We start from the raw sequence: 25,493 nt of genomic DNA, 5'->3' as shown, positions 1-25,493 counted from the left end.
TTGCTACTGTTTTCAGTGAATTTTACTTGCTCAAATCTATCGCATATTTTGCAAAGCCACTGGCATCCAGTGCACCTTCAGACTTGACGCGACCCAGACCCAGCGCTTGTGCTACGGATATTTTGCCTGGGGTAGAGCGTAAAATGACGGGGCCCTTGGTCGTTACTTTAACAAAGCTCCAGCTTTGACCAGTACCGTTCGCTGTAGCAGTGATCTTGCCTTGTTTTTTAACGAAATCACTGACCACTGCCTGGTTGGCGTCTGGTGATTTGATGATGGTTTTGCTGCCGTCAATGCCAGGGAAGTTGCCGCCGCCACCTGCGCGGTAGTCATTCGTTGCAACGATAAAGTCATCATTGTCACCTATGGCCTTGCCTGCATACGTCAGGTTGACAATACGCTTGCCTGCTGGTTGGGTAACATCGATCTGGTAGATCAAGGCATTATTGTCTGCATAGAACACATCGTAGTTATAGATGGTTGAATAGGATGGAACAAGATCTTGTTCTGTCGTCAGTGCAGGATCTATCTGGCCGAATTGTTTTGCTGCAGTCTCCAGCCAGTTCTTCAAATCAGAACCCTTGATTTTGACGGCTTGCAGATTGTTATTGCCGTATAGGTAAAGGTCACCAGGGTTACGTACTTGCAAGCCAAATGGTGATGACGCGCTGGCGCCAGGGGCAACGTCGGTGAAATCAGTCGGGCCATTGCGGCCTGCCTTGAACGGCGCGCTGCACGAAATGACAGGGATGGATTTGTAGCTCGCAATCGTCGCATCATTTGACGTGGCGATGAAATTTTTCACATAATCGATTTGTGCCTGATTGACGATTTGTATCGCCGAGACATCACCGACCAATGAAAAATAAGCTGACATCTCAAAGTCTGTCGTCGTGCCCAGCGCTTGCGTTGCATAGTTGATAGTGGCTTTGTGCTCGGTATCAACCAGTGGCGCGATAGAGGCATCTGCATCAATGATATTGGTGCCATCTTTATATTTGAAACCGCGAGCTTCTACATTAGTCAGGTCTTTTTGTACTACCCATTTGCCGCTTTGGTATTTGAGCGTCATTTGTATGATGCCCAGACGGCGGCCCCAGCTTTGTGCCATCACGGCTGGCACACCATTCACCAGGCCTTTTTTGGTATCCACAATGGCAGCGGGCAGGGCGGCCAGCGAAGCATCAATGGCTGGTGCGCCAACTTCTTTTGGCGCAGGGAAAATCAAGTGAGCATGTCCCAGCATCAGCGCATCAATGCCGGTTGTGCTCAGGTGCAGGCTGCCGTTTTCCATTTTAGGGCTGTAAGGCGAGGCATCCAGGCCACCATGCGACAAGGCAACGACCAGGTCCGCACCTTTGGCGCGCAACTCAGGTACATATTTGTTGGCAGATTCCTGCACGCCATTGACGACCACTTTGCCCGCCAGGGATTTTTGATCCCAGTCCATGATTTGCGGTGGCACAAAGCCCATGATGCCAACATTGAGTTTGACATTCATGCTGCTGCCATCAGGTTTGGTAGCGACGAATTGTTTGTTGATGATGGAAGTAGGACTGAAGATAGGTTTCTGGCTCGTGGCGCCAACAACATTCGACAAAACCAGCGGGAAGTTAGGCGCACCACAGGTGCCGGCTTTACTGATATCAGGCAGGCCAAAGTCGGTATTGGTGATCTGGCTCAAAAAACCCAGGCCATAATTGAATTCATGGTTACCCAGGCCAGCCCCATCATATTTCAGCGCATTCATGACTTTATAAATAGCCAGTGTGCCACTGCAAGTAACGGGCGCCGCCAGCGCCTGGTAATCACCCAGCAAGGTTCCTTGAATAACGTCGCCATCGTCGAGCAAGATATTATTGGGATTTTCTGCGCGGGCATCTTTGATCAGTGATGCTGTCCTCTCCAGGCCCAGACTTGTATCCGCTTTCAGGCCGTAGTAATCATAGCTTAGTATGTTTTGATGAATATCCGTGGTTTCCAGCAGGGCCAGTTTGACGACGGTTCCCTCTGGAATGCTGTTCGGGTCAATTACGGGTGTCACGTTGGTTGTCGTCGCCGGATTGCTGCTACCGCAACCTGCCAGGGCAATCGCGACCAGTGCTGCCATTGGTGTGAGTGGCGGTAACCAGGAAATTTTTTTCATAAAATCTTTCAAGAGTAGCTTGAGGCATCGAGTTTTAAAAAATGGAGTGGCTGCAAACTCGCAGGACTTCCCATATAAATTCAGGTCGGCAATTGCGCGACAAGTGCGGGATTATCAATACTAATTATTTCTATGGCATGACATATAGGTAAGTGAATAATGTATATCATGATTTAGTGATGATGGTCGCGATGGGGGAGTTGGGAATGGCTGCTGTTTAGCATTCATTGGGCATTCATTATGCATTCTATTTGTATAGTTTTTTTCCGCATGCCCGGTGCTATGGCACTTTTAGAAATATAATCACGCACCTGCAAAAAATCCTGCTAGCCGGGGTTCGCAAACCATTTACTGTCGATACTTAGAAATCACATGCCGCATATATTTTCCCTGCCTGCAAGCTTTGCTTTAGCTGCACCTATTGCTAAAAAGTCTATTTTCACCCGCATGCTCTTGCCAGCAATGCTGGCAATCGGCGTATCAGCGTGTACGACTTCGCCACAACAGGTTTCGCCTGCTGTAACGCCGGCCGTTCCGGTGGCAAAGACTTTGAAACCTTTGCGCATAGGCCTGGCGCTTGGTGGTGGTGCAGCGCGAGGTTTTGCGCATATTGGTGTCATCAAGGCTTTGGAGTCACAAGGCATTAATCCGGATATCGTCGTCGGCACCAGTGCTGGCAGCGTAGTAGGTGCCATGTACGCGGCGGGCAATAATGGCTTTGCAATGCAAAAAATGGCGTTGGACATGGATGAAGTGACCATCTCTGACTGGTCCTTGCCTTTGTTTTCCAAATCTAGCGGTGTATTGAAGGGCGATGCACTGCAAGCGTATGTCAATCGTCTGGTAGTGCAGGCGCCGATAGAAAAACTGCGCAAACCTTTTGGCGCTGTTGCAACTGACCTGGCCACCGGCCATGCGGTGCTTTTCCAGCGCGGTAATACCGGTGCTGCCGTGCGTGCGTCATCGGCTGTACCTGGCGTATTTCAGCCAGTGAAAATCAATGATCGCCTGTATGTCGATGGCGGTCTGGTGTCGCCAGTACCAGTCCGTTTTGCCCGCGAGATGGGGGCTGACCTGGTGATTGCAGTCAATATTTCCGCACCACCTGAGCCGCTGGTTTCAAATGCTACCCTCGATGTTTTGCTGCAAACGGTGGCTATCATGGGGCAAAGTATTAATCAGTTTGAATTGAGGCAGGCCGAGATAGTAATACGTCCAGAATTACCCGGCATGAAGGGCAACGACTTTAACGGCCGCAATCTGGCGATACTCGCTGGTGAAAAAGCGGCAATGGCGATGATGCCTGAGATTAAGCAAAAGATTAAAGCAATGCAGGAACGCTGATTTTTGGATGCAAAAAATAGAAATAAGGCAATGCTCATATAGCTCTGCCTTATTTTTTTGACTGAGGAGTGGAATTGCAGATTGCTGCTAAATAATTTAGCTTTTTAACATGCTTGTGATATGCGGAAATTATTTTGCTTCATCATCATTGATGCGGCGTGCGCCATTGAAGCGTTTTTTCCAGTAGGCGATGTCCATGCTTTCTACTCTGACCTGGCCACCTGCTGAGGGGGAGTGGATGAATTTGTTGTCACCCAGATAAATGCCTACGTGAGAAAAGCCGCGTTTGAGTGTGTTGTAAAAAACCAGATCACCGGGCTGTAAATCTTTTTGCTCTACGTGTTCACCTACTTTGCTGATTTCTGCCGAAGTGCGCGGTAAATTGGCGGCAACCACATCCTTGAATACATACCTGACAAAACCACTGCAATCGAGACCATTTTCCGGGGAGTTGCCACCACGCTTGTAACGTATGCCCATTAAATCCATGGCCTTGACCGTCAGATCAGATGCGCGTTGCTTGATTTCTTGCAGTTTGGTGTAAGCGGTCGATGATTCGGGGAAGGGATTGTCTGCGCTCCAGGCTGGGTTGGCCGCTGCGGCGAGCAGCATAGTCGAGATAAGCACTAACTTGGCTTTCCTTGATAGTCTGGAAACGGTTATTAGCATCTTTGCACCTGGTTGGAAAAACCGCTCAACTGTAAGCGAACTCAGAAAAAATGTAAACTATTTGGGATGCCTTTCTGCGTAACAATTAGTTTCAGCCATTCAATTGAAATAAAGGCAATGTGCTAAGTAGTCTTCTGAGTAGTTTTGTATAGGCCTTGATTTCTTTAGATTGTCAAACTGCCAGAATGAGCTGATTAAATTGGTAAAAACTGTTTGTATACCTAAGCGCAATTGCTTGGCGTACAATCCGCTGACTTTAATGGAGAGGTATTTATGCAAACAAAACCTGTGATGACATTGGATGATGTCAAGAAAATTGCTGCTGCTGCCGAGGCAGAAGCCAAGGCCAATAACTGGCCTGTCGTGATTGCTATCGTGGACGACGGTGGTCATTTGATGTGGTTGCAGCGTCTGGATGGCGTCGCCCCTATTTCTTCCCAAATCGCACCAGCAAAAGCAGCTACAGCAGCCCTGGGCAAGCGTGAATCAAAAATCTATGAAGATATTATCAATAATGGTCGCTTTTCTTTCCTGAGTGCCCCTCTGGAAGGCATGCTTGAAGGTGGCGTGCCGATTATTGTTGATGGTCAATGCGTTGGTGCGGTAGGTGTTTCTGGTGTGAAATCGGCAGAAGATGCGCAAATCGCTAAAGCCGGCATTGCTGCGCTGGGCCTGTAATTTATATCAAATGACGCATTCTTTTTGCGGAATGGCAGCAGTGGTGGTTTCAAGAAATTAATTAGCGAACGCCCGTACACTATTGAGTATACAGGTAATTTAACGGCCCATCAGGCATTTCGCATTTGCCTGATGGGCTGTTTCGCGCTATAATTCGAGGGTTTAACTAATCCGAAATCTCGCCGTAGCGCCTACCCAAATTCACATCGCTCCATCATCTTTCCAGGCCACGCTGCAACTCTTGCGCGGTCAGGGAAACGACAGCTTGGTGCGTCGCAGCGGCGGTAACAATACAGGAGTTGCCCTTGCTGCCCATTCCGCAGTCCCTTCTTCGTTCCGGCCAGGACACCGCTATACTTGCTCTCGCCGATGGAAGCATTTTCACTGGATATTCGATTGGCGCTGCCGGTCAGACCACAGGTGAAGTCGTTTTTAATACCTCAATGACTGGCTATCAGGAAATTTTGACTGATCCCAGTTATAGTGCCCAAATCGTTACCCTGACGTATCCGCATATTGGTAATACCGGCATCAATGCCGAAGACGTAGAGTCTGACAAAATCCATGCAGCGGGTTTGATTATCAAAGACCTGCCTTTGCTGGTATCAAATTTCCGCTCTGAACAATCCCTCTCTGATTACCTCAAATCTCAAAACATCGTTGCTATTGCCGGTATTGATACCCGCAAGCTGACACGGATTTTGCGTGAAAAAGGCGCGCAGGGCGGGGCTATCCTGGTGGGTGCTGATGCTGAAAAAGCAATCGCGCTGGCCAAGTCTTTCCCTGGTCTGTCGGGCATGGATCTGGCCAAAGTTGTGTCTGCCAAGCAGGCTTACGACTGGACTGAGACTGAGTGGGTATTGGGCCAGGGTTATGGTCAGTTGCAAAATCCAAAATTCCATGTTGTCGCTTTCGACTTTGGCGTCAAGCGCAATATCTTGCGCATGCTGGCAGAGCGCGGCTGCAAGGTGACGGTATTGCCTGCGCAATCCAGCGCTGCTGATGTACTGGCGCTGAACCCGGATGGCGTGTTTTTGTCGAACGGCCCTGGCGACCCTGAGCCTTGCGATTACGCGATTGCTGCTGCTAAAGAGTTGATAGAGAAGGGCGTTCCTACCTTTGGTATCTGCCTCGGCCATCAAATCATGGCGCTGGCCTCCGGTGCAAAAACCCTCAAGATGAAATTCGGCCACCACGGTGCCAATCATCCTGTGCAGGATCTGGAGACCAAACAAGTTTTGATCACTTCGCAAAACCACGGTTTTGCAGTCGATGCAGCAACGTTGCCAGCCAATTGCCGCGTTACTCATGTGTCTTTGTTTGATGGCTCACTGCAAGGCTTTGCCCGTACTGATAAACCAGCTTTTTGCTTCCAGGGTCACCCTGAAGCCTCACCAGGTCCGCATGATATTGCGTACCTGTTTGACCGCTTCACCGCGATGATGGCCAGGGCAAAGACAGGAGAATAAGAGAATGCCAAAACGTAACGACATAAAAAGTATTTTGATTATCGGCGCTGGCCCCATCATCATTGGTCAGGCTTGCGAATTCGATTATTCCGGCGCACAGGCTTGCAAGGCCTTACGTGAAGAAGGTTACCGTGTGATCCTGGTCAACAGCAATCCCGCAACCATCATGACTGATCCAGAAATGGCCGATGTGACCTACATCGAACCTATTACATGGCAAGTCGTCGAACGCATCATCGATAAAGAAAAACCGGATGCGATTTTGCCGACTATGGGTGGCCAGACTGCACTGAACTGCGCACTGGATCTGCATCGCAATGGCGTGCTGACCAAATACAATTGCGAACTCATTGGTGCTTCACCAGAAGCCATCGACAAGGCTGAAGACCGCTTGAAATTCAAGAACGCCATGACCAAGATTGGTCTGGGTTCTGCACGTTCCGGCGTCGCTCATACGATGGACGAAGCCTGGGTAGTGCAAAAAGATGTTGGCTTCCCGGTCATCATTCGCCCATCGTTTACCATGGGTGGTACAGGTGGCGGTATTGCCTATAATCCAGAAGAATTCGAGACGATTTGCAAACGCGGTCTGGAAGCATCGCCCACCAATGAATTGCTGATTGAAGAATCGCTGATAGGTTGGAAAGAATATGAGATGGAAGTCGTGCGCGACAAGGCCGACAACTGCATCATCGTCTGCTCCATCGAAAACCTGGACCCCATGGGTGTACACACTGGTGACTCCATCACCGTGGCGCCGGCACAGACACTGACCGATAAAGAATACCAGATCATGCGTAATGCCTCTTTGGCAGTGCTGCGTGAAATTGGTGTGGATACTGGTGGTTCCAACGTACAGTTTTCCATCAATCCTGCTGATGGCCGCATGATCGTCATCGAGATGAACCCGCGCGTATCGCGTTCATCTGCGCTGGCATCAAAAGCGACTGGTTTTCCAATTGCTAAAATTGCTGCCAAGCTGGCAGTTGGTTTCACGCTGGATGAATTGCGCAATGAAATTACGGGCGGTGCTACACCAGCTTCTTTCGAGCCTTCGATTGATTACGTCGTCACCAAGATACCGCGTTTCGCATTTGAAAAATTCCCGCAGGCAGATAACCGCCTGACGACCCAGATGAAGTCTGTCGGTGAAGTAATGGCTATCGGCCGCACCTTCCAGGAATCTTTCCAGAAAGCCCTGCGTGGCCTGGAAGTTGGTGTCGATGGCATGAATGAAAAAACCCAGGATCGTGAGACCCTGGAAAAAGAACTTGGTGAGCCAGGCCCGGACCGTATCTGGTATGTTGGCGATGCGTTTGCCCAGGGCTTTACGTTGGAGGAAGTGCATCAACTGACGCATATCGACCCGTGGTTCCTGGTGCAGATCAAGGACATCGTGGATATCGAATTGTGGCTGGATGAACAGTCGCTCGATAGCGTTGATAAAGCCCTGATGCTGCAACTGAAGCAAAAAGGTTTTTCTGACCGTCGTCTGGCAAAGCTGTTGAAAACGACTGACACAGCGATTCGTGAAAAGCGTAAGGCTTTGAATGTGCGCCCGGTCTACAAACGCGTAGATACTTGCGCTGGTGAATTCGCTACAAATACAGCCTACATGTATTCAACGTACGAAGAAGAGTGCGAATCCAACCCAACCGACAAGAAAAAAATCATGGTATTGGGCGGTGGCCCTAACCGTATCGGCCAGGGTATTGAATTTGATTATTGCTGCGTGCATGCCGCATTTGCGCTGCGCGAAGATGGGTATGAAACCATCATGGTCAACTGCAATCCTGAAACTGTTTCGACGGATTACGATACGTCCGACCGTCTGTATTTTGAACCGCTGACGCTGGAAGATGTGCTGGAAATCGTAGAAAAAGAAAAACCGGTCGGCGTGATCGTGCAATATGGTGGACAGACACCTTTGAAACTTGCTCTCGATCTGGAAGCCAATGGCGTGCCTATCGTAGGTACATCGCCTGACATGATCGATGCTGCGGAAGACCGCGAACGCTTCCAGAAGATGTTGCAAGACCTCGGTTTGCGTCAGCCGCCTAACCGCACCGCACGTACTGAAGCTGATGCACTGGCGCTGGCGCAAGAAATTGGCTATCCGCTGGTGGTGCGCCCGTCTTATGTGCTCGGTGGCCGGGCGATGGAAATCGTCCATGAGCAACGTGATCTGGAGCGTTACATGCGCGAAGCCGTCAAGGTATCGCATGATTCCCCGGTTTTGCTAGACCGCTTCCTGAATGATGCAATTGAAGTTGACGTCGATTGCTTGTCTGATGGTGAGCGCACCTTCATCGGTGGCGTGATGGAGCATATCGAACAGGCTGGCGTACACTCTGGTGACTCTGCATGTTCCTTGCCACCCTATTCTCTGTCGCAAGAAACCATCGCTGAACTCAAGCGCCAGACTGCCTTGATGGCGAAGGGTTTGAATGTCGTTGGTCTGATGAACGTGCAGTTTGCGATTCAGCAGCAAGAGGGTAAAGACGTTGTGTTCGTGCTGGAAGTGAACCCGCGTGCATCGCGTACCGTACCGTATGTATCCAAGGCCACTGGCTTGCAATTAGCGAAGATCGCTGCCCGTTGCATGGTTGGTCAGTCTCTCGATTCACAAGGTATAGGTGCCGAGGTCGTGCCACCTTACTTCAGCGTCAAGGAGGCAGTATTCCCGTTCGTGAAATTCCCTGGTGTTGATACTATCCTCGGCCCAGAGATGAAATCGACTGGTGAAGTCATGGGTGTGGGTAAAACCTTTGGCGAAGCTTTCGTGAAATCGCAATTGGGTGCTGGCGTGAAATTACCAACGTCCGGCAAGGTATTCCTGAGTATTAAGAACAGCGACAAACCGCGTGGCGTGAAAGTGGCCCGTGATCTGGTGGAGATGGGCTTCTCCATCGTTGCTACCCGTGGTACGGCAACGGCGATTGCGGCTGAAGGCATTCCGGTTTCTATCGTGAACAAGGTTGTTGAAGGTCGCCCGCACGTCGTGGACATGATCAAGAACAATGACATTGCCATGGTCATCAATACTGTAGAAGAAAAGCGCAATGCCATTACGGATTCTCGCGCTATTCGTACCTCTGCATTGATTGCCCGCGCAACAACGTTCACAACCATAGCCGGTGCGGAGGCTGCAGTCGAAGGTATGCGTCATCTCAATGAATTACATGTTTATGATTTACAAGGTCTGCATAAAACCTTAAACTGATAGAAATAACAGTGTCCCTGAGATTGTGCTGATGCAAGATCAGGGAGGCTTGAACTTCGATACAGAGGTCACAAAGGCATCGGTAATGCTGGTGTCTAATGTGGCCTCTGTATTTTTACTTTTATGAGTGTAAATGATATGAGTACAGTACCTGTCACCAAGTTCGGCGCAGAATTGCTTAAGAAAGAATTGCATCTTTTGAAGACGAAAGAGCGCCCAGACGTTATCAATGCGATTGCTGAAGCGCGGGCGCAGGGCGACTTGTCTGAAAATGCCGAGTATGATGCTGCCAAAGAGCGCCAGGCGTTCATCGAAGGCCGCATTGCTGATCTGGAAGGCAAGCTGGGATCTGCGCAAATCATTGATCCAAGCACGCTGGATGCAGAAGGCCGCGTCGTATTCGGCTCTACCGTGCATCTGGAAGACCTGGAAACTTCACAAAAAGTCAGCTATCAGATCGTTGGTGAAGATGAGGCAGACTTGAAATTAAGCAAGGTCTCCATCACTTCTCCTATCGCGCGTGCCTTGATCGGCAAGTATGCTGGCGACGTTGTTGGTGTGCAAGCACCTGCTGGTGTGCGTGAATATGAAGTGCTGGATGTACTGTACGTTTAATACTGACGTTTTTAAATTCATAGTCAGTCAATGAATATGAATAGATGTGAAGCGATGTAGAGTGGCTTGAGAGACGTATTCTCAGGCAAAAGATTACCCGGCCTGGTTTGGCCGGGTTGAGTACTGATCAGATATCAGAGGTATTCAAGGTCAGCTATTGGCAAGCGATGATTTTTTTGCACTGCTTTGACGTGGTTTTGCACGTTTGATATTGCCACCCTGGGTAACGCGTTCATTACCTTTGACCATGACTCTGGATACAGTCGGTTTTTTTGTACCACTCGGGCTAGGCTTGACGATAGTCACTTCGCGCATGCCTTTACCTTTTTTAACCAGTTTGGTTTCTTTAATACCTTCCAGTTTTGGACGGTAGACCACCAAAAGTTTTCCAATATGTTGTACTGGGGCTGCGTTCAGCTCGGCGCAGATGGTATCGTACATACCTATGCGTGCTTCTCTATCATCGCCAAATACGCGTACCTTGATCAGGCCATGGGCATTCAGGCCAGCATCAATTTCTTTGATCACAGCAGGAGTCAATCCAGCTTCGCCGATTAATACGATAGGTTTCAGTGCATGTGCTTCGGAGCGGAGTTCGCTTCTTTCAGCGGGCGTAAGTTTTAACATAGTAATTCCTTTAAAAGCAGTATTTTACGCGAATGGCAAAGAATAAATTCAATCAAAATTGGGTTCACGACCATATTAATGATCCTTATGTGAAACTTGCACAAAAGGAAGGCTATCGTGCGCGCGCCGTTTACAAGCTAAAAGAAATAGATGAATCAGAAAAACTGATACGTCCAGGGCAAATTATTGTTGATTTGGGTGCAACACCTGGTAGCTGGTCACAGTATGTAAGGAATAAGCTGGCAGGTAAAGAAGGTGGCGGCATCATGGGTGAAATTTTTGCCTTGGACCTGTTACCCATGGACCCAATCGCCGACGTGCAATTCATACAAGGCGATTTTCGTGAAGATGAGGTGCTTGATCAATTGGAATCTAAATTGTTAGGGCGTAAAGTTGACTTGGTTTTATCAGATATGGCCCCAAATCTGTCTGGTAATTCCACCGTTGACTCTGCCCGTGTTGAATATATTATCGAATTGGCAGTTACTTTTTCCAAGGCTCATTTGAAACCGGGTGGCGCTTTATTGGTGAAATGCTTCCACGGACCCAGCTATAACAATATTTTCACACTATTTAAAGATGAATTCAAAACAGTGGTCAACAAGAAGCCGAAAGCCAGCAAAGACAAGTCTTCCGAGATATTTTTGCTTGGGAAAGGCTTGAAAAATCCCGAATAATTGAATTTACCTCTTGATAATCATCAATATTGCCAACATATGCTGGCTAGCAAGCTCTACCCAATGGGGGTAGAATGAACGTTTACAGTATCAAATGGCGCATCCTGCCTTCAAGGAGTTCTCGTGAATAATATGTTTTCAAAAGCTGCTATATGGGTGGTGGTTGCCCTGGTGCTTTTTACACTTTTTAAGCAGTTTGATGGAAAAAGCAGCGGCATAGGCGTGACCTCTGTTGCATATTCCGAGTTCCTCGATGAGGTCAGGTCCAAGCACATCAAGGAAGCGACCATCGATGAAGCAAACCGCACCATCGTGGCGACTAATTCTGAAGGTAAAAAGGTCAAGTCCCAGATTACTGTGCTGGACAAGGGCTTGATACGCGATCTGGTGGATAGCGGCGTCAAGTTTGATGTCAAACAACCTGAAGAACAGTCTTTCCTGTCGCAAGTCTTTATTTCCTGGTTTCCGATGCTGTTGCTGATCGGCGTCTGGGTATTCTTCATGCGCCAGATGCAGGGCGGCGGTAAAGGTGGGGCATTCTCCTTTGGTAAATCCAAGGCCAGGATGCTGGACGATACCAACAACAATGTTACCTTTGCTGACGTCGCAGGTTGCGATGAAGCCAAAGAAGAGGTGAGCGAAATCGTTGATTTCCTGCGTGACCCTACCAAGTTCCAGAAACTCGGTGGCCGTATTCCGCGTGGTGTGTTGATGGTTGGCCCTCCAGGTACTGGTAAAACTTTGCTGGCACGCGCTATTGCTGGTGAAGCAAAAGTACCTTTCTTCACGATCTCTGGCTCTGATTTCGTTGAAATGTTCGTTGGTGTGGGCGCCTCCCGTGTCCGAGACATGTTTGAGAATGCCAAAAAACATTCACCTTGTATCATCTTTATCGATGAGATCGACGCTGTTGGCCGCCATCGCGGTGCTGGCATGGGTGGTGGTAATGATGAACGTGAGCAAACACTGAACCAGATGCTGGTTGAGATGGATGGTTTTGAAGCCAATTCCGGTGTCATCGTCATTGCTGCAACCAACCGTGCTGACGTACTGGATAAAGCTTTGTTGCGCCCTGGTCGTTTTGACCGTCAGGTTTCTGTTAGTTTGCCGGATGTTCGTGGCCGTGAGCAAATCCTTAACGTTCATATGCGCAAGGTACCTATTTCTGCTGACGTAAAAGCTGACATCCTGGCGCGTGGTACACCGGGTTTCTCTGGTGCCGACCTGGCTAATCTGGTGAATGAATCAGCTTTGTTTGCTGCGAGACGCAATAAACGTTTGGTCGAAATGATCGATTTTGAAGATGCGAAAGACAAAATCTACATGGGTCCTGAGCGTCGCTCCATGGTCATGCGTGAAGAAGAACGCAGGGCTACCGCTTACCATGAGTCTGGTCATGCCGTAGTGGCAAAATTGCTGCCTACGTCTGATCCTGTTCATAAAGTGACGATCATGCCACGCGGCTCTGCTTTGGGTGTGACCCTGTCTTTGCCTGAGCATGATGCAGTGAGCTTGTACAAAGATAAAATGCTCGACAAAATTTCGATGTTATTTGGTGGTCGTATAGCGGAAGAAATTTTCGTTGGTCAAATGTCATCTGGTGCGGAAAGTGATTTTTCCCATGCAACCAAACTTGCCAGAGCGATGGTTACACGCTGGGGTATGTCTGACAGCATGGGCGTGATGGTGTATGAAGACAATCAGAATGATGGCTATTTTGGTGGTTCATCCAAAACGATTTCCGAAGTGACGCAGCAAAAAGTGGATGCTGAAATCCGTAATATTCTGGATGCGCAATATGCTTTGGCACGCCGGCTGTTGGAAGAAAACCGCGATAAGGTTGAAGTTATGACTAAGGCTTTGCTCGATTGGGAAACCATCGATGCGGACCAGGTCAGTGACATCATGAACGGTGTGGACCCACGTCCGCCAAAACAAAGTCAGGTGATTAACCGCTCTCCGTCTGATAAGTCGTCTGGTGGCGTATCTCCTAGTGCGACAGCAGCGGCCTGAGCTGACGTACAAAAAACACACAATTAATTTTTGAATTTCTTGTAAAAGGGTGAGGGTTATTCCTCACCCTTAGTCTTTTTAAAAAATGAAATATTTCCAATGTGGCCGTTTCCGCTATCCCTTGAGCGGAACACTATCCAGAACCCTAGTCATGGGCGTGCTCAACATCACACCAGACTCTTTTTCTGATGGTGGCAAATACCTGAACCTGGAAAGTGCCATTGCCCGTGCTGAACAGATGATAGAAGATGGTGTCGATATGATCGACATAGGCGGTGAATCGAGCCGCCCGGGCTCTGCTCCGTTGCCGCTGGATGAAGAGTTGAACCGGGTCATGCCTGTCATCTATGCCTTGCGCGACTGTGGCAAGCCCTTGTCCATAGACACTTACAAGCCTGGGGTCATGCGTGAGGCGCTGATCGCAGGCGTCGATATGATCAATGATATCCAGGGTTTTCGTTCACCTGAATCCATCGCTGTCGTGCAAAATGCAGAAGCAGCTTTGTGTGTCATGCATATGCAGAACAAGCCAGAAAACATGCAAGTCAGTCCCGAATATATAGACGTTAATCAGGACGTGAAGACATTTTTGCACGATCGACTGACAGCGCTGGCAGATGCTGGTATAGAAGCCAATCGTATCTGCCTGGACCCAGGTTTTGGCTTTGGTAAAACGCTGGAACATAATACAGCCATGTTCAAACACTTGCCGCAGTTCCAGCAAGAGCTGGGCTTGCCTGTGCTGGTTGGGGTATCCCGCAAATCCATGATCGGTGGCTTGACTGGTAGGGCAGCACCAAAGCGTATGGCAGGCAGTATCGCAGCAGCCCTGCTGGCAAAGCAGATGGGCGCAAACATTATCCGTGTGCATGACGTGGCAGAAACTGTCGATGCATACAAAATCTGGGATGCATTATCCCCTTGATGAGCAGGAAGAATATGAGCAGAAAATATTTTGGTACAGATGGTATACGCGGCAAAGTAGGGGTGGCACCGATCACGCCTGATTTTGTCATGCGCCTTGGCTATGCCGCAGGCAAGGTGCTGGCGCAAGCCAATGTCACTGGCGATGCCCGCCCCACAGTGTTAATCGGCAAGGACACCCGTATCTCAGGTTACTTGCTGGAAGCGTCGCTGGAGGCCGGCTTTGCCGCCGCAGGCGTCGATGTTATGCTGTCTGGCCCGGCACCGACACCCGCGGTGGCTTACCTGACACGCGCATTGCGTTTGTCAGCGGGGGTCGTGATCTCGGCCTCGCATAATCCGTTTGATGATAATGGCATCAAATTTTTCTCGGCTAACGGCAACAAGCTGGCAGACGACGTTGAACTCGCGATCGAAGCTGAACTTGAACGCCCCATGCAATGCGTGAGCTCAGAAAAACTGGGCAAGGCTCGCCGCTTGAGTGACGCCAACGGACGCTACATTGAATTTTGCAAAAGCACCTTCCCTGCAGAACTGGATTTGCGTGGTCTCAAGATCGTTGTCGATTGCGCCCATGGTGCTGCTTACGATATCGCCCCGCATGTGTTTCATGAGCTGGGCGCAGATGTTATCGCCATCGGCAATCAGCCGAATGGCCTGAATATCAATGACAAGGTCGGCGCAACTTCACCAGATGCCTTGTCACTGGCGGTACGCGCCAATCACGCTGATCTGGGTATAGCCCTCGATGGTGATGCTGACCGCCTCTTGATGGTAGATAAGCACGGCAAGATTTATAACGGCGACCAGCTCCTTTACCTGATGGTGCTAGACCGCATGGCAGTCGGCAAGCTTGAGGGCGTGGTAGGTACCTTGATGACGAACATGGCAGTTGAAGTGGCGTTCAAAAAACTCGGTGTGGGCTTCGCCCGCGCCAAAGTCGGCGACCGTTACGTGTTGGAGCAAATGCAGGAACGTGGCTGGCTGCTCGGCGGAGAAGGTTCTGGTCATCTCCTGTGCCTGGACAAACATACTACCGGTGACGGCATAGTCTCGGCCCTGCAGGTATTGTCGGCTCTGAGGCGCAACGGCAAGAGCCTCGATGCCTGCTTCGATGATCTGCAACTGTTCCCGCAAACCTTATTGAACATCAAAGTGCCGGCCGGTTTTGACTGGCAAAAAAATGAAAAGCTGGTTGCAGAGAAGCAAAAGGTCGAAACCGAACTCGCGGATCGGGGCAGGGTGCTGATACGCGCATCCGGCACCGAGCCTTTGGTGCGTGTGATGGTAGAAGCAGAAGATGCCGAACTCGCCTCCACCAGCGCGCGCCGCCTGGCAGATTGTATTCCAGCTGCAATCTAAGTAAGTAAATTAGCTGTCAGCAGTGGTTTCATTCTTGAAAGTGTGAGCGATACCATGTACTATTCAGCCTTCAGTTTTTGGGCTCGCAAACAACTGTTTTGCTAGCCATTAACCAGACTGTCCATAGCTCAGTTGGATAGAGCACGAGCCTTCTAAGCTCGGGGTCGCAGGTTCGATTCCTGCTGGGCAGGCCAATAGATTCAAAGACTTAGCCCAGATTACAATTCTGGGCTTTTTCGTTTCTGATTCCATGTAACCACCATGTAACCCAATTTGAGAAATGTTCAGTAATTAATTTTTTTCGAGGTAAGTATTTGCAAAAGGTTTCGTAGTAACCTGTTTTGCTGTTCTTTAAACAAAGATTTTTCTGCTGACCATGAAAACTTTCATTTCGACCGTTTTAGGAGTTTTTCTCTGTGCCGCGACTAATTTAGGAATTTGCGGGTCATTGACATTGACTGCAAAACCGGGTGGCGAGTTTCTGACTGATTCTTGGTCACTCTTAATTTCAAAGCCGGACGTTGCAATGTTAAGCGACTATCGATTAAAGAATGGAGTTGGCAAGCGTCTTTTGCAGGCAGCAATATCCCGCATTAATCAATTTATAGGCGATAGATATCATGCGGAAGTGATTGCGCATACGATTTTCTATGAGTCTTATAGGGCCGGGATTGATCCCGAGCTAATTTTTGCGATTGCAGAAGAGGCAACCGCGTTCAAAGTCGATTTTTCTTCTCAATATGGGAATGGCCTACTTGCTTTGCGTGATGAGCAAGTTAAGCAATTTGTTGAAGAGCCATATCCGTCGATTTCTTCCTTGCCCTATAACGTCCGGCTCGGTTGCGTTCTATTGCGCAATCAAATTGATATTAATCATGGGGATTTATTTGTGGCTTTGAAACACTTTGCACCACCAATAAGAAGCGCGGAGTATCCAGACCGTGTTTTGATTCCTTTGAGGGCTTGGTCAAAAATACTGAAGAAATAAACCTCATCGACAAAACTGTTTTGCATCAGGTTGGTAGCAATGCGCCTTAACAAAATCTAACACCAATACCTTAATAAAACTTAGCTTTGGTTTGCTTATGGGGCTGGCATATTTCCACCATCACGCGCGCGCGTATCGGTCGGTTATTTCTGGCTAACGATGCTTTGGCCGCTTTAGTGCCGCACCCAGCAATAGACGCTCAAGGGTTCTGCCGCCACATTCGCAAGGCTTCTTTTCTTGCCTAATGAGGGCAACTAAATCAGGATGCACATAGATGGACAGGCGCTTAAAACCTGCTTCGTTCATCCTCGCCTTGTAGGTGCGCAGGCGTTCTGCATTTGTGGTCTTCATGGTCAATACCTTTTGTGGATTGAAAGTGTTTTTTGGACTGAAGCAAACACTTGCTCCCTTTTGCTTACCCTTGCTGTTTGCTTGATGTGTTCCCCGCGTTCACAGTCCCATTCATTGGCTGGAATATCCGTTTCTCGTATTCGTGTGTAGTCATCAGGCACAGCATCCGGCAAGTTTGCAATTGAATTCTCTGGAATTTGAACATCTACACAGGATAGAGGTTGATTTTCTTTGTGAGGTTTTATGAGGTCGATTTTAACTACTATAGGAATTGCTACTCCAACTTCTATAGGTTTTTCTTTGTCGCTCAAAAGCATCGTGCCTGCTACTTCGGGTTTGCCATGGCCGGAATTTTCTCCGCAGTTATTCGAGTAGGGATTTGCTGCGGACTTGCTGCGAACCTGTTTTTCTGGCTTGCACGGTTTTGTCATGATTGCGGCAAATGTGGTCTTTGGCTTGGGCGTTGGCATTTCTAATCCAAGTTTTTGCATGAGTGCTTCAGGATTGTCCATGCAAGCTTCAATGAAAAATAGCAGAAGGTCGTCAGTTAGCCCGCAGACGGGTTCCAGCGCCTTGCGTGCTAATTCTATACACTCTTGCTTGATAGTCGCGCCATACCGCTTTTTAGGTGTTGGGCGGGCTAATCCGTATTGATTGCCAACTGAGCTATGGTAATCCTCTTGCATTGCCACCATACGCCTTTTATTGCCCATGACCTGGCTGCCGCATAATCTACCATTCACAATGGGGACAAGAATTACATGGCAATGGGGTGCGTCTTCGTCTAGGTGAATAACGGCGCTAACAATTGGCACACTAAAAAAAATTTCGGCCCACGCAACTGATGCGCTGAAATAGTCGCGATGATTTATTTTTGCAGCGCTGGGCAAGCTAAAAATCAACTCTATCGCGCCTATGGTGTCTGTTCGCCATTTCGAAACTATGACGCCTTTCATCAGGGCATTAACTGCTGATGCAACCTCGGCAGAGGTGCGCCCACCTCTAAGCACAATATTGTCTTTACTGCGTGTAGCATCGATATGAATATCAGCGCGGACGCCCATTTTCGCGCCCTGTTCGCGCAGGTTATGTCCCATCACGCGCGGAATAACGGCTGCTTGAGTCCTTGAATCGGTCGTTTTTGTGCTGAGTCCTTTTATTCTGAGGAAATGGCAGTACATTATTTTTCCTCCCAAAAGGAAGCTTGGCGCGGGTCATTGACTCGCTGGCGACAGGCATTTAACTTGCTCGCCAGTTGTTTGCATTTGCCTGATAATTTGCGCTGTGTTGCACGAGACGTTTTGACCCGTTCAATCCAGCCTCGTGCATCTTGAGCAAAGGCATTTGATATTGTCCCTTGAGGGAGCCAATAGACGGTTATCCATGAAATGCGCCCGTCATTTGTACCAGTGGCTGCGTCATCTCGCTCAACATTCCATGCATATTTTTTGCCGAGATAATGGATTACTGCTGCAAGCCTAGTAGTGCTCATTTTGAACGCGGCTTCCATACCTGTCGGGCTCTGGTTTTCTAGCAGATAGGCAAGGACTCCAGATGTGACGGTATTGGTTTTCTTTGGCAGTATTCCGGGCGTATAATTACGCTTGTCTGGGGCGCTCTCATTGCTTTTTGTGGTGGGGCGTTTTTCATTTTAAACACCTCCATTTAATAGCTTGCGAATTTCTGCAACTGGCCAAGCTAAACGGCCATTAATTCGTATGGGTCTAATACTCCCAGTTTCGAAGCACGCATAGGTACGCAATGTTTGAGGCTTGCGCATTAAATGGAAGGCTGCGCATGCCGTATCTACATGACTACGTGTTTCTTGTTCAAGTGATGGAAAATTGACGATTAGCTTGGTGGATAAAGCATCATCGGTGACGTCTTTTGATTGTTGAATGTTTGCGATTCGCATCGTGAAACCTCTTTGTGTGTTGAGAGGATTCCACTGTGCTCGGGTGAAAACTAGAACTAAGTATTTTTCTTCTTTATGGCTAAAACTTCTTGATTCCATTCATTAATTGTGTTGGTGACCTCATGGTACTTAAATGCATTTTTTGTGAAAGAATATAGTTTTAACTTTGTGGCGCTTTTATATTGTGATTTCAATGCGTCGGCTGGGTCTGCGCTCTTGCAAGTTGCGGGGTCCCACGAATCGCCTAATAAAAATGATTTCCAAGGTTCAATTTTTGCGAGTCGTTTGGTCGCGTCTTTTTGTGTTATTCCTTGCTCGGTTAGTCTCTCGATTTCTACGGCTAGAACGCACTGCGTGTAATCGTCCCATTTTTTGGGTTTTCCTTCTTTGAGCTTTTCTTTGAAGCAAGGTACGATTTCGCGTGCTAGTGCAAGTGCCAATTGATAAAATTGACCGTCTCCTGGAGGGATTTTGTAGTGTTCACAAAGCGTAAGGATATTCTGCCTATCTTCTGCAATCCAATCACTAATTACTTTTTGCGTTTCGTCTTCATTCGATAGCAAACCTAATTTGCGAGGCCGCATTGGCTTATTTAGAGCGCCGCTATACTTTGGCTTCATCTGTGTTACCTCCATCTCTTTCCGAGAATAGGGCATCAAGCTGGCGGCAGAGGTATCCACTTTTCATTTCGTTGAACTAGCTTGATGCTAAATGGAAATTATGACTTTGACGATGCACTAGTGCCTAATGATGAAATCCCTATAAAAAATCCGAAATAATAAAATCCACCAGTATTTGGCCTGCCAATTATTTGAATATTATCCAAAAACGATATTCCTACACACGATAGTAACCAAGAAACCATATTTACAAAAGCCGTTAGTGGGAAAATCACTCCATGCCAAATTCCTGAAAAAAAACCGTACGGGTCCGCGACTATATCGGGTGAGTAATGGTAGGCGCATCCGCTTAACAGGATAGAAAACAGCAAAACCGTCCGGAGCCCTAAGTTGATTGTCATTATGTTATTCATTGCTCGCGTGATTGCTAATTACCCTCAAACCTGTTTGAGTTGGCACAAAATCGATATGAGCTTGCTCTAACAACCAAGATTCTATTTTAGTGTGCCACATACGCAGGAGGTCAATTGGACGGATACGGTAATGCTTTTCAGCGGTGGCGCTAGGCTTGTGCCCCATGATTTGCGCTGACACGCCTACAGGGCATTCTACCCATTCACATAAAGTGCCAAACGAGCGGCGCAGACCGTGCAATGATACATGCGGCAAACCCGCCATTTTTAGGGCTTTGGTGTGTGCAATTCTTGGCTCGGTCAGTTTTCCATCTGCGGCGGCAGGGCTGGAAAATACCCAGCCATTTCGCCGGGGCAGGGTGTTAAGTAATTGTGAGATGTAGGGCGTTAGTGGAATGGTACGTTCGCCTTCAACCTTGTCGCGGATTGTCAGGCTATTCCATTGGAAATCTACATCTTCCCAGCGCAGTGAGCTTAGTTCGCGCCTACGTGCGCCCGTAATGAGCAACGCTTGCAGGTACGCGCTAATGACCGGATTGCCTATTTTTCCAACAGCTTCAAACCACAATGCTAATTGCTCGCGTTGCAGAGTATCGCTTTTGCTTTTATTCTTTGGGATCGCTTCTTTGACGTCGTGTGATTTGCAAGCGTCAGTTGAAACCATATCTTTGTATGCTGGCATTGTTGCAGCCCAGCCTATGAAAGCCCTTAAAATCCTGAAACTTTGCGCTGCATTGGTCGGACGGCTTAGGGTTTCCTTAGTGAGCCATGCGGCAATGTTGGCGCTGGTTAAGTCAATCAGGCGCATAGGCATGAGGGCTGCGAGTGGCGCAGCAACCGTAACGCCGTTACCGCGTTTGTGCTTTACGCCCCCTGCGGCGGCAAGCTTAATGTGATTTTCATAGTGACCATCACCCCAGTGGGGTTTGCGGTTTTCCAAGTAGGCGGGCCAGACGTCGGCCAAAGTAACTAATTCGCGCCTTTGCTGAAGTATCGCGGCCTGCTCTTTGGCTGTTTTGGCTTCTTTCCTGGCGTGTGCTTCTGCCAGTTCATCTGCTTTGACTTGGCGCGGGTCTTTCCCGCTCTCTACCAATACTTGCAGGCGTCGGGCTTCTGCTTGGGCATCGTCAATTGTCCATGCACTTGGCGAGCCTATAGACATGCGTATGGTCTCGCCATTGAGTTTGGCTTGAAAGATGTATGTTCTGGCGTTCTTTGCTGTTACTCGCAAGCCTAGGCCGTGCGCCGTGGTATCCCAAAGGAAGCACTGGCTTTTGCCAGCTTCGCACTTGAAAGCCTTGACTCTGCCAGCCGTGAAATTAATCTTAGCCATTGTCTCTATACTCCATCAGTTCATTCCATGTAACCGCCATGTAACCCTTTTTGGAGTATATCAATCAACATTAATCAATGCAATGTCGCGCCTGAAAATCAGTAGACTATTGTTTTTAAAGGATATTTAAATTTTTGTGATTGTTAATCAACAGAAAGAAATGCCATTTTTTCGAGCCTTCTAAGCTCGGGGTCGCAGGTTCGATTCCTGCTGGGCAGGCCAAAAAAATAATGAAAACCCTTGCTTACGCAGCAGGGGTTTTTTTATGTGTACACCTGTTAAATAGTTGCTATTCGTGAATTAATTTGCGATTATTTGCCTATACTTCAACTTTACTCTCCCGATGATGCATTTAAAAAAACTGAGCCTGGGCCTGATCCTGTCTTTGATGACATTGATGACGCAATTTTCTTATGCAGACGAAGCTGAAAATAGAGAAAAAGTTGAGAATGAAGTAAAAGAATTGTCGATTAACGGAAAATTTGCCGAGCTCGAACAAATGGCAACAGCTTTTCGTGATCCTCAAGCCCGTACGTCGAGTGGCTTATGGAAGCTGACACTCTTTTACGTGGGGCTATCAAAATCATTCAGGCATAACACTAATGACGACGAGGCATGGTCTGGAATAGAAGGGCGCATAAAAAAATGGCAAAGAGCGTACCCTGATTCTGCTGCTGCTCAATTAGCTTATACTGAAATGTTGATCAATCGTGCCTGGACCGTCAGAGGAAGTGGCTTTGCTGGTGAGGTGCAAGAAAAAAACTGGAAGCCATTCTATGCATACGTAGAAAAAGCGAGAGCATATCTTGAGGCACATAAAAAGATAGCCTCTAAAGATCCATACTGGTACCAGCAAATGGAGAGAGTCGCCAAGTACCAGAGCTGGCCAGAAAATAAGATGGAGGCCGGGATAGATGAGGGTCTGAGTAAAATGCCTCAGTTCTATCCTCTATACTTTGATGCGATTGATTATTACGCACCCAAATGGGGTGGTAATGCTCATGCGATAGAGAAATTTGCACGCAAGGCGCTGGAGCGTACCGAGGCTGTTGAAGGATATGGTATGTATGCGCGCATCTATTGGTACGCCGCGCAGACGCAATATGGTAACAGGCTGTTTACTGAATCACAGGTAGATTGGACGGCCATGAAAAAAGGGATTGACGACGTATTGAAAAAATATCCCGATGCATGGAATATCAATCACTTCGCCAAGTTTGCCTGTGATGCGAAAGACAAGGGTAAAACTGCCGAACTCATAGGCATGATCAAATCGGATGTGCTGCCAGGCGTCTGGGGTTCACAATTCGCCTTTGAGTATTGCCGGCGCTGGTCTGCTACTCCCTGAACTAATTGTCAAACATTGCCGAAAAAGAGAGGCGCAATTACTTCGTTTTGCCTGCTCTTGGTGCCGCGCAGTCATCTGTAGTGTCTGTTTAATCAACTCAAAATCTTCTTTTCAGCAAGTGCAAGAGGTAAAGGTGCATTGCTGACCGAGCCGGTTTTGCATCCGGCGCCCATATGATTTGTTTCATTTTACGTACTTGTCAACTTGAGTAAATGTTGCAATTCGCCATCATCGCTTGCTTCAGGGGCTTTTTGCTTTTGTCTGAGTTCTAAAATTGAATGGTAGTGATGAAATCGCAGAAGGGTTGGGATAGCATATCTTCTAGATATCCATTTTCTGATACCCCGGTGCCAGTACCGCATTGCTTACCTCATCAAGCACGCTCAGATCAGCCAGCTTTAATCTGGAGTTGCTGCCGTCAAGTTTGCCATCTGGTGAACAATCGACTTGCCACTGGCGCAGGACATAGCCGGCAATGGCGGCTCGCAATTTGACTTGGAGCTTGCCGTTTTTCATCCCATAATCGCGCATGATGGATTCTAGATGTTGGTGCGAGGGATGAGGCTGCAATTCGATATGGACAAGGCGTTGCCATTGGTCATCAGCAGCGAGTTGTTCATGTTCTTGCAGCATGTGACCTTTATCGCCGGGTTTGATATCCGTGATGCTTTCCATGCGCGTCAGTACCAGATCGCGAAATTCGCGTTTACTTCTGTCATAGGCCCGTACGTGCCAGCGCAAGCCAGAATCCACTAGTGCCAGTGGAACAATTTCCCGGCTGGATGGGCCGGTTTTCATGGAGTGATAGGTCAGTCTCAGCGGATATTCGCCGCGAATGGCGCGGGTTACTCTGGCCAGGTCCTGCAATGCGGGTTGATTCAGTCGGTTGGGGATGTCGTGTGCCAACAAGGATGCGCCGGTGCCGCGCTCACCATCGCCAAATCCTGAGCAGAGCGCTGACAATACTCTGTCTGCCTGATGTTGAAACAGCGGTTGGAAGTTCTCCTGATAGTGATACATTTTTCCTTCATACAGCATATTGCCGTGTGCCAGTTCCCGGTACAAAACCAGGTCGCGTGTGCCAGCTGCAGAGGCTATATCAAAGCGGTCCATGACTTCTTTACGGGTGATGGTACCAAGAAACCATAAGCGAAACTCTATAAATGCGAGACGTTCGCGCTGGGCGGCGGGCAGGGTGTGCAGATGCATGATGCTGATTGATTAGTTAATTTTATGGAATATTTTAGCATCGAATCAATTTGATGCTATTATTCAATTGAGCTTAATATGGGATCAAATTGATCCGATGTTTGTTATTTGTAATTTATTGCTGCTCATAAAGTATTTATGGGTGTTCTGATGACATCGAGAAAACTGCGGCTTGGTAACGGAATAAAAGGGAAATCATGAGTCTGATTCAACAACTGCCGTCGGGCCCGCTTGATATTATTGGTGATATCCATGGTGAATATGATGCCCTTTGCAATTTGATGCGCCACCTTGGCTATGAGGCCGATGGCAGTCACAAGGATGGGCGTAGCCTAGTGTTTGTCGGAGATTTTTGCGATCGTGGACCAGACAGTCCCGCCGTGCTGGCGTTGCTGGAGCGCCTGATCAAGGCGGGCAGGGCCGCGGCAGTATTGGGCAATCATGAGATGAATCTTTTGCGCGGAAGTGCCAAAGATGGTGCTGGGTGGTTTTTTGATGAAAGAGCAGTCAGGGATGAATCCAAATACGCGCCATTCAAAAGGCTGGATACCGCAAATAAAGCAGATACCATTAATTTTTTAGCATCTCTTCCTGTCGCTTTGGAGCGCGACGATTTGCGGGTGGTACATGCAGCATGGATCGTGGAGCATATAGAAGAAATACGTCATCTTGCTCTCGGCAGCGTGATGGAGAATGACCGCCGCCTGGACGCCGACACGCGGCAGTTGGTGCAGGAGTTGGCGACGCAAATGCAGGCCGAACTGGCTGCCCACAGTCCCGGCTTGGAAAACCCGGATTATCTGCCACCATTCATGCATGCTCATGCAGCATACGATGTGCTGATGCAAATGCATAATCCTTTGAGAGTGTTGACATCGGGAGTAGAAAGTAAATGGCATGAACCTTTTTATTCGGGTGGCAAATGGCGTTTTGTCGGTCGTGTGCAATGGTGGAATGAATACACAGAGCAACTACCTGTGGTCGTTGGTCATTATTGGCGTCGCTTTCGTGCATTTGACCGAGCCCATGTTGGCAAGGGGGGCGAAGACCTCTTTGAGAATACATCGCCGCTTGCGTGGCATGGTGTAGCCGGTAATGTGTTTTGCGTTGACTTTTCTGTGGGTGGACGCTGGTCTGCGAGAAAAAATAAAGATTTTCTTGAATCTGATTGCAAGCTGGCTGCATTGCAATGGCCAGAACGCTCGCTATGTTTTGATGATGGCCAGGTCATGCAAACGGTATCATTCAAGGCGGCTATATCTACTCCGTAGAAAATAAATTTTCATCTGAAGCTGTGAATTGTTTTTACCGCATGCATAAATATCTGCGTATACAAAAAGTCGTTGTGATTTTGGGTCGATGTTGCAATTCGCCATCATTGACGCATGTGTCCCGCCTTTTTTTCAGGCTATACTCTGATCAAGTAGCGCCACTTATTGGCCAGGGAATTTCATCTTAGTTCTTACTGGCAGCCTATTCAAATTGCTATTACGAATGCATGCCGAAGCAGGTTTTTCTGAAGTTTTGCGTGTTAAAAATATAAAAATCAGAGTGCATGAAAAATTCGGG

The 25,493-nt window shown here is 48.3% G+C and carries 22 protein-coding genes and 1 tRNA gene; 13 read left to right on the top strand and 10 right to left on the bottom strand.

The window, feature by feature from the left end:
- Window positions 1-22: 22 nt before the first annotated feature.
- Window positions 23-2,146 carry a bifunctional 2',3'-cyclic-nucleotide 2'-phosphodiesterase/3'-nucleotidase gene (locus ACO0LG_RS01365; protein ID WP_423022583.1) on the bottom strand — a complete coding sequence of 708 codons (2,124 nt, stop codon included), beginning with the start codon at window positions 2,144-2,146 and terminating at the stop codon, window positions 23-25.
- A 372-nt stretch (window positions 2,147-2,518) separates the two neighbouring features.
- Here ACO0LG_RS01365 and ACO0LG_RS01360 point away from each other — a divergent pair, with 372 nt between their 5' ends.
- On the top strand, window positions 2,519-3,490 hold the full coding sequence (locus tag ACO0LG_RS01360; protein WP_423022581.1) for a patatin-like phospholipase family protein: 972 nt from the start codon (window positions 2,519-2,521) through the stop codon (window positions 3,488-3,490).
- 129 nt (window positions 3,491-3,619) lie between these two features.
- Here the strand turns inward: ACO0LG_RS01360 and ACO0LG_RS01355 are convergent, their stop codons facing one another.
- On the bottom strand, window positions 3,620-4,117 hold the full coding sequence (locus tag ACO0LG_RS01355) for a C40 family peptidase (protein WP_423022579.1): 498 nt from the start codon (window positions 4,115-4,117) through the stop codon (window positions 3,620-3,622).
- 315 nt (window positions 4,118-4,432) lie between these two features.
- On the opposite strand from ACO0LG_RS01355, the gene ACO0LG_RS01350 reads away from it, so the two are divergent.
- The 4 genes from ACO0LG_RS01350 to greA all read left to right on the top strand — a co-directional run bounded on the left by ACO0LG_RS01350 (window position 4,433) and on the right by greA (window position 10,144).
- Window positions 4,433-4,837 carry a heme-binding protein gene (locus tag ACO0LG_RS01350; RefSeq protein ID WP_423002632.1) on the top strand — a complete coding sequence of 135 codons (405 nt, stop codon included), beginning with the start codon at window positions 4,433-4,435 and terminating at the stop codon, window positions 4,835-4,837.
- A gap of 314 nt (window positions 4,838-5,151) precedes the next feature.
- Entirely contained in the window at window positions 5,152-6,306 is a 1,155-nt protein-coding gene (gene carA, locus ACO0LG_RS01345; protein ID WP_423023268.1) for a glutamine-hydrolyzing carbamoyl-phosphate synthase small subunit, read from the top strand.
- 4 nt (window positions 6,307-6,310) lie between these two features.
- The gene (carB, locus tag ACO0LG_RS01340) at window positions 6,311-9,529 is read left to right on the top strand and encodes a carbamoyl-phosphate synthase large subunit (protein WP_423022577.1); all 3,219 of its coding nucleotides are present in this window, start codon (window positions 6,311-6,313) and stop codon (window positions 9,527-9,529) included.
- A 138-nt stretch (window positions 9,530-9,667) separates the two neighbouring features.
- Window positions 9,668-10,144, top strand: a complete 477-nt coding sequence (greA, locus tag ACO0LG_RS01335; RefSeq protein ID WP_423022575.1) for a transcription elongation factor GreA — start codon at window positions 9,668-9,670, stop codon at window positions 10,142-10,144.
- 150 nt (window positions 10,145-10,294) lie between these two features.
- Here greA and ACO0LG_RS01330 read toward each other — a convergent pair whose 3' ends face one another.
- Window positions 10,295-10,771, bottom strand: a complete 477-nt coding sequence (locus tag ACO0LG_RS01330) for a YhbY family RNA-binding protein (protein ID WP_423022573.1) — start codon at window positions 10,769-10,771, stop codon at window positions 10,295-10,297.
- A 32-nt stretch (window positions 10,772-10,803) separates the two neighbouring features.
- Between ACO0LG_RS01330 and ACO0LG_RS01325 the strand changes: the two genes are divergently transcribed.
- The 6 genes from ACO0LG_RS01325 to ACO0LG_RS01300 all read left to right on the top strand — a co-directional run bounded on the left by ACO0LG_RS01325 (window position 10,804) and on the right by ACO0LG_RS01300 (window position 16,735).
- On the top strand, window positions 10,804-11,448 hold the full coding sequence (locus ACO0LG_RS01325) for an RlmE family RNA methyltransferase (protein WP_423022571.1): 645 nt from the start codon (window positions 10,804-10,806) through the stop codon (window positions 11,446-11,448).
- Between the two features lie 123 nt (window positions 11,449-11,571).
- Complete coding sequence (gene ftsH, locus ACO0LG_RS01320) at window positions 11,572-13,461, top strand: ATP-dependent zinc metalloprotease FtsH (protein WP_423022569.1); 1,890 nt, start codon at window positions 11,572-11,574, stop codon at window positions 13,459-13,461.
- Between the two features lie 151 nt (window positions 13,462-13,612).
- The gene (gene folP, locus ACO0LG_RS01315; RefSeq protein ID WP_423022567.1) at window positions 13,613-14,386 is read left to right on the top strand and encodes a dihydropteroate synthase; all 774 of its coding nucleotides are present in this window, start codon (window positions 13,613-13,615) and stop codon (window positions 14,384-14,386) included.
- Window positions 14,387-14,400: 14 nt separating this feature from the next.
- Window positions 14,401-15,747 (top strand): phosphoglucosamine mutase, encoded by a 1,347-nt coding sequence (gene glmM / locus ACO0LG_RS01310; RefSeq protein ID WP_423022565.1) that lies wholly within the window; start codon window positions 14,401-14,403, stop codon window positions 15,745-15,747.
- 117 nt (window positions 15,748-15,864) lie between these two features.
- Window positions 15,865-15,941 (top strand) — tRNA-Arg (locus tag ACO0LG_RS01305).
- Between the two features lie 182 nt (window positions 15,942-16,123).
- Window positions 16,124-16,735, top strand: a complete 612-nt coding sequence (locus ACO0LG_RS01300) for a hypothetical protein (RefSeq protein WP_423022563.1) — start codon at window positions 16,124-16,126, stop codon at window positions 16,733-16,735.
- Between the two features lie 153 nt (window positions 16,736-16,888).
- Here the strand turns inward: ACO0LG_RS01300 and ACO0LG_RS01295 are convergent, their stop codons facing one another.
- The 6 genes from ACO0LG_RS01295 to ACO0LG_RS01270 form a co-directional block, all read right to left on the bottom strand.
- Window positions 16,889-17,086, bottom strand: a complete 198-nt coding sequence (locus ACO0LG_RS01295; protein WP_423022561.1) for a hypothetical protein — start codon at window positions 17,084-17,086, stop codon at window positions 16,889-16,891.
- A 2-nt stretch (window positions 17,087-17,088) separates the two neighbouring features.
- Window positions 17,089-18,267, bottom strand: coding sequence for a plasmid recombination protein (locus ACO0LG_RS01290; protein WP_423022559.1), 1,179 nt, complete (start codon window positions 18,265-18,267; stop codon window positions 17,089-17,091).
- The gene (locus tag ACO0LG_RS01285; RefSeq protein WP_423022557.1) at window positions 18,267-18,596 is read right to left on the bottom strand and encodes a hypothetical protein; all 330 of its coding nucleotides are present in this window, start codon (window positions 18,594-18,596) and stop codon (window positions 18,267-18,269) included. The genes ACO0LG_RS01290 and ACO0LG_RS01285 overlap by 1 nt, the downstream gene beginning before the upstream one ends.
- A 141-nt stretch (window positions 18,597-18,737) precedes the next feature.
- Complete coding sequence (locus ACO0LG_RS01280; RefSeq protein ID WP_423022555.1) at window positions 18,738-19,001, bottom strand: DNA-binding protein; 264 nt, start codon at window positions 18,999-19,001, stop codon at window positions 18,738-18,740.
- Between the two features lie 56 nt (window positions 19,002-19,057).
- A complete protein-coding gene (locus tag ACO0LG_RS01275; protein ID WP_423022553.1) occupies window positions 19,058-19,681 on the bottom strand; it encodes a hypothetical protein in 624 nt (207 codons plus the stop codon).
- Between the two features lie 345 nt (window positions 19,682-20,026).
- Window positions 20,027-21,367 (bottom strand): tyrosine-type recombinase/integrase, encoded by a 1,341-nt coding sequence (locus ACO0LG_RS01270; protein WP_423022551.1) that lies wholly within the window; start codon window positions 21,365-21,367, stop codon window positions 20,027-20,029.
- Window positions 21,368-21,764: 397 nt separating this feature from the next.
- Between ACO0LG_RS01270 and ACO0LG_RS01265 the strand changes: the two genes are divergently transcribed.
- Window positions 21,765-22,715: a DUF4034 domain-containing protein gene (locus tag ACO0LG_RS01265; RefSeq protein ID WP_423022549.1), complete on the top strand. Its 951-nt coding sequence runs from the start codon at window positions 21,765-21,767 to the stop codon at window positions 22,713-22,715.
- Between the two features lie 321 nt (window positions 22,716-23,036).
- On the opposite strand, the gene ACO0LG_RS01260 is transcribed toward ACO0LG_RS01265, so the two are convergent.
- Window positions 23,037-23,924, bottom strand: a complete 888-nt coding sequence (locus tag ACO0LG_RS01260; RefSeq protein ID WP_423022547.1) for a helix-turn-helix transcriptional regulator — start codon at window positions 23,922-23,924, stop codon at window positions 23,037-23,039.
- Between the two features lie 197 nt (window positions 23,925-24,121).
- On the opposite strand from ACO0LG_RS01260, the gene ACO0LG_RS01255 reads away from it, so the two are divergent.
- On the top strand, window positions 24,122-25,195 hold the full coding sequence (locus ACO0LG_RS01255) for a metallophosphoesterase (protein ID WP_423022545.1): 1,074 nt from the start codon (window positions 24,122-24,124) through the stop codon (window positions 25,193-25,195).
- Window positions 25,196-25,493: the final 298 nt, after the last annotated feature.

Source organism: Undibacterium sp. Ji42W (assembly GCF_049340405.1).
In the GTDB taxonomy this organism is placed as follows: Bacteria; Pseudomonadota; Gammaproteobacteria; order Burkholderiales; family Burkholderiaceae_D; genus Undibacterium.
This window is presented reverse-complemented; position numbering and strand designations above follow the sequence as displayed.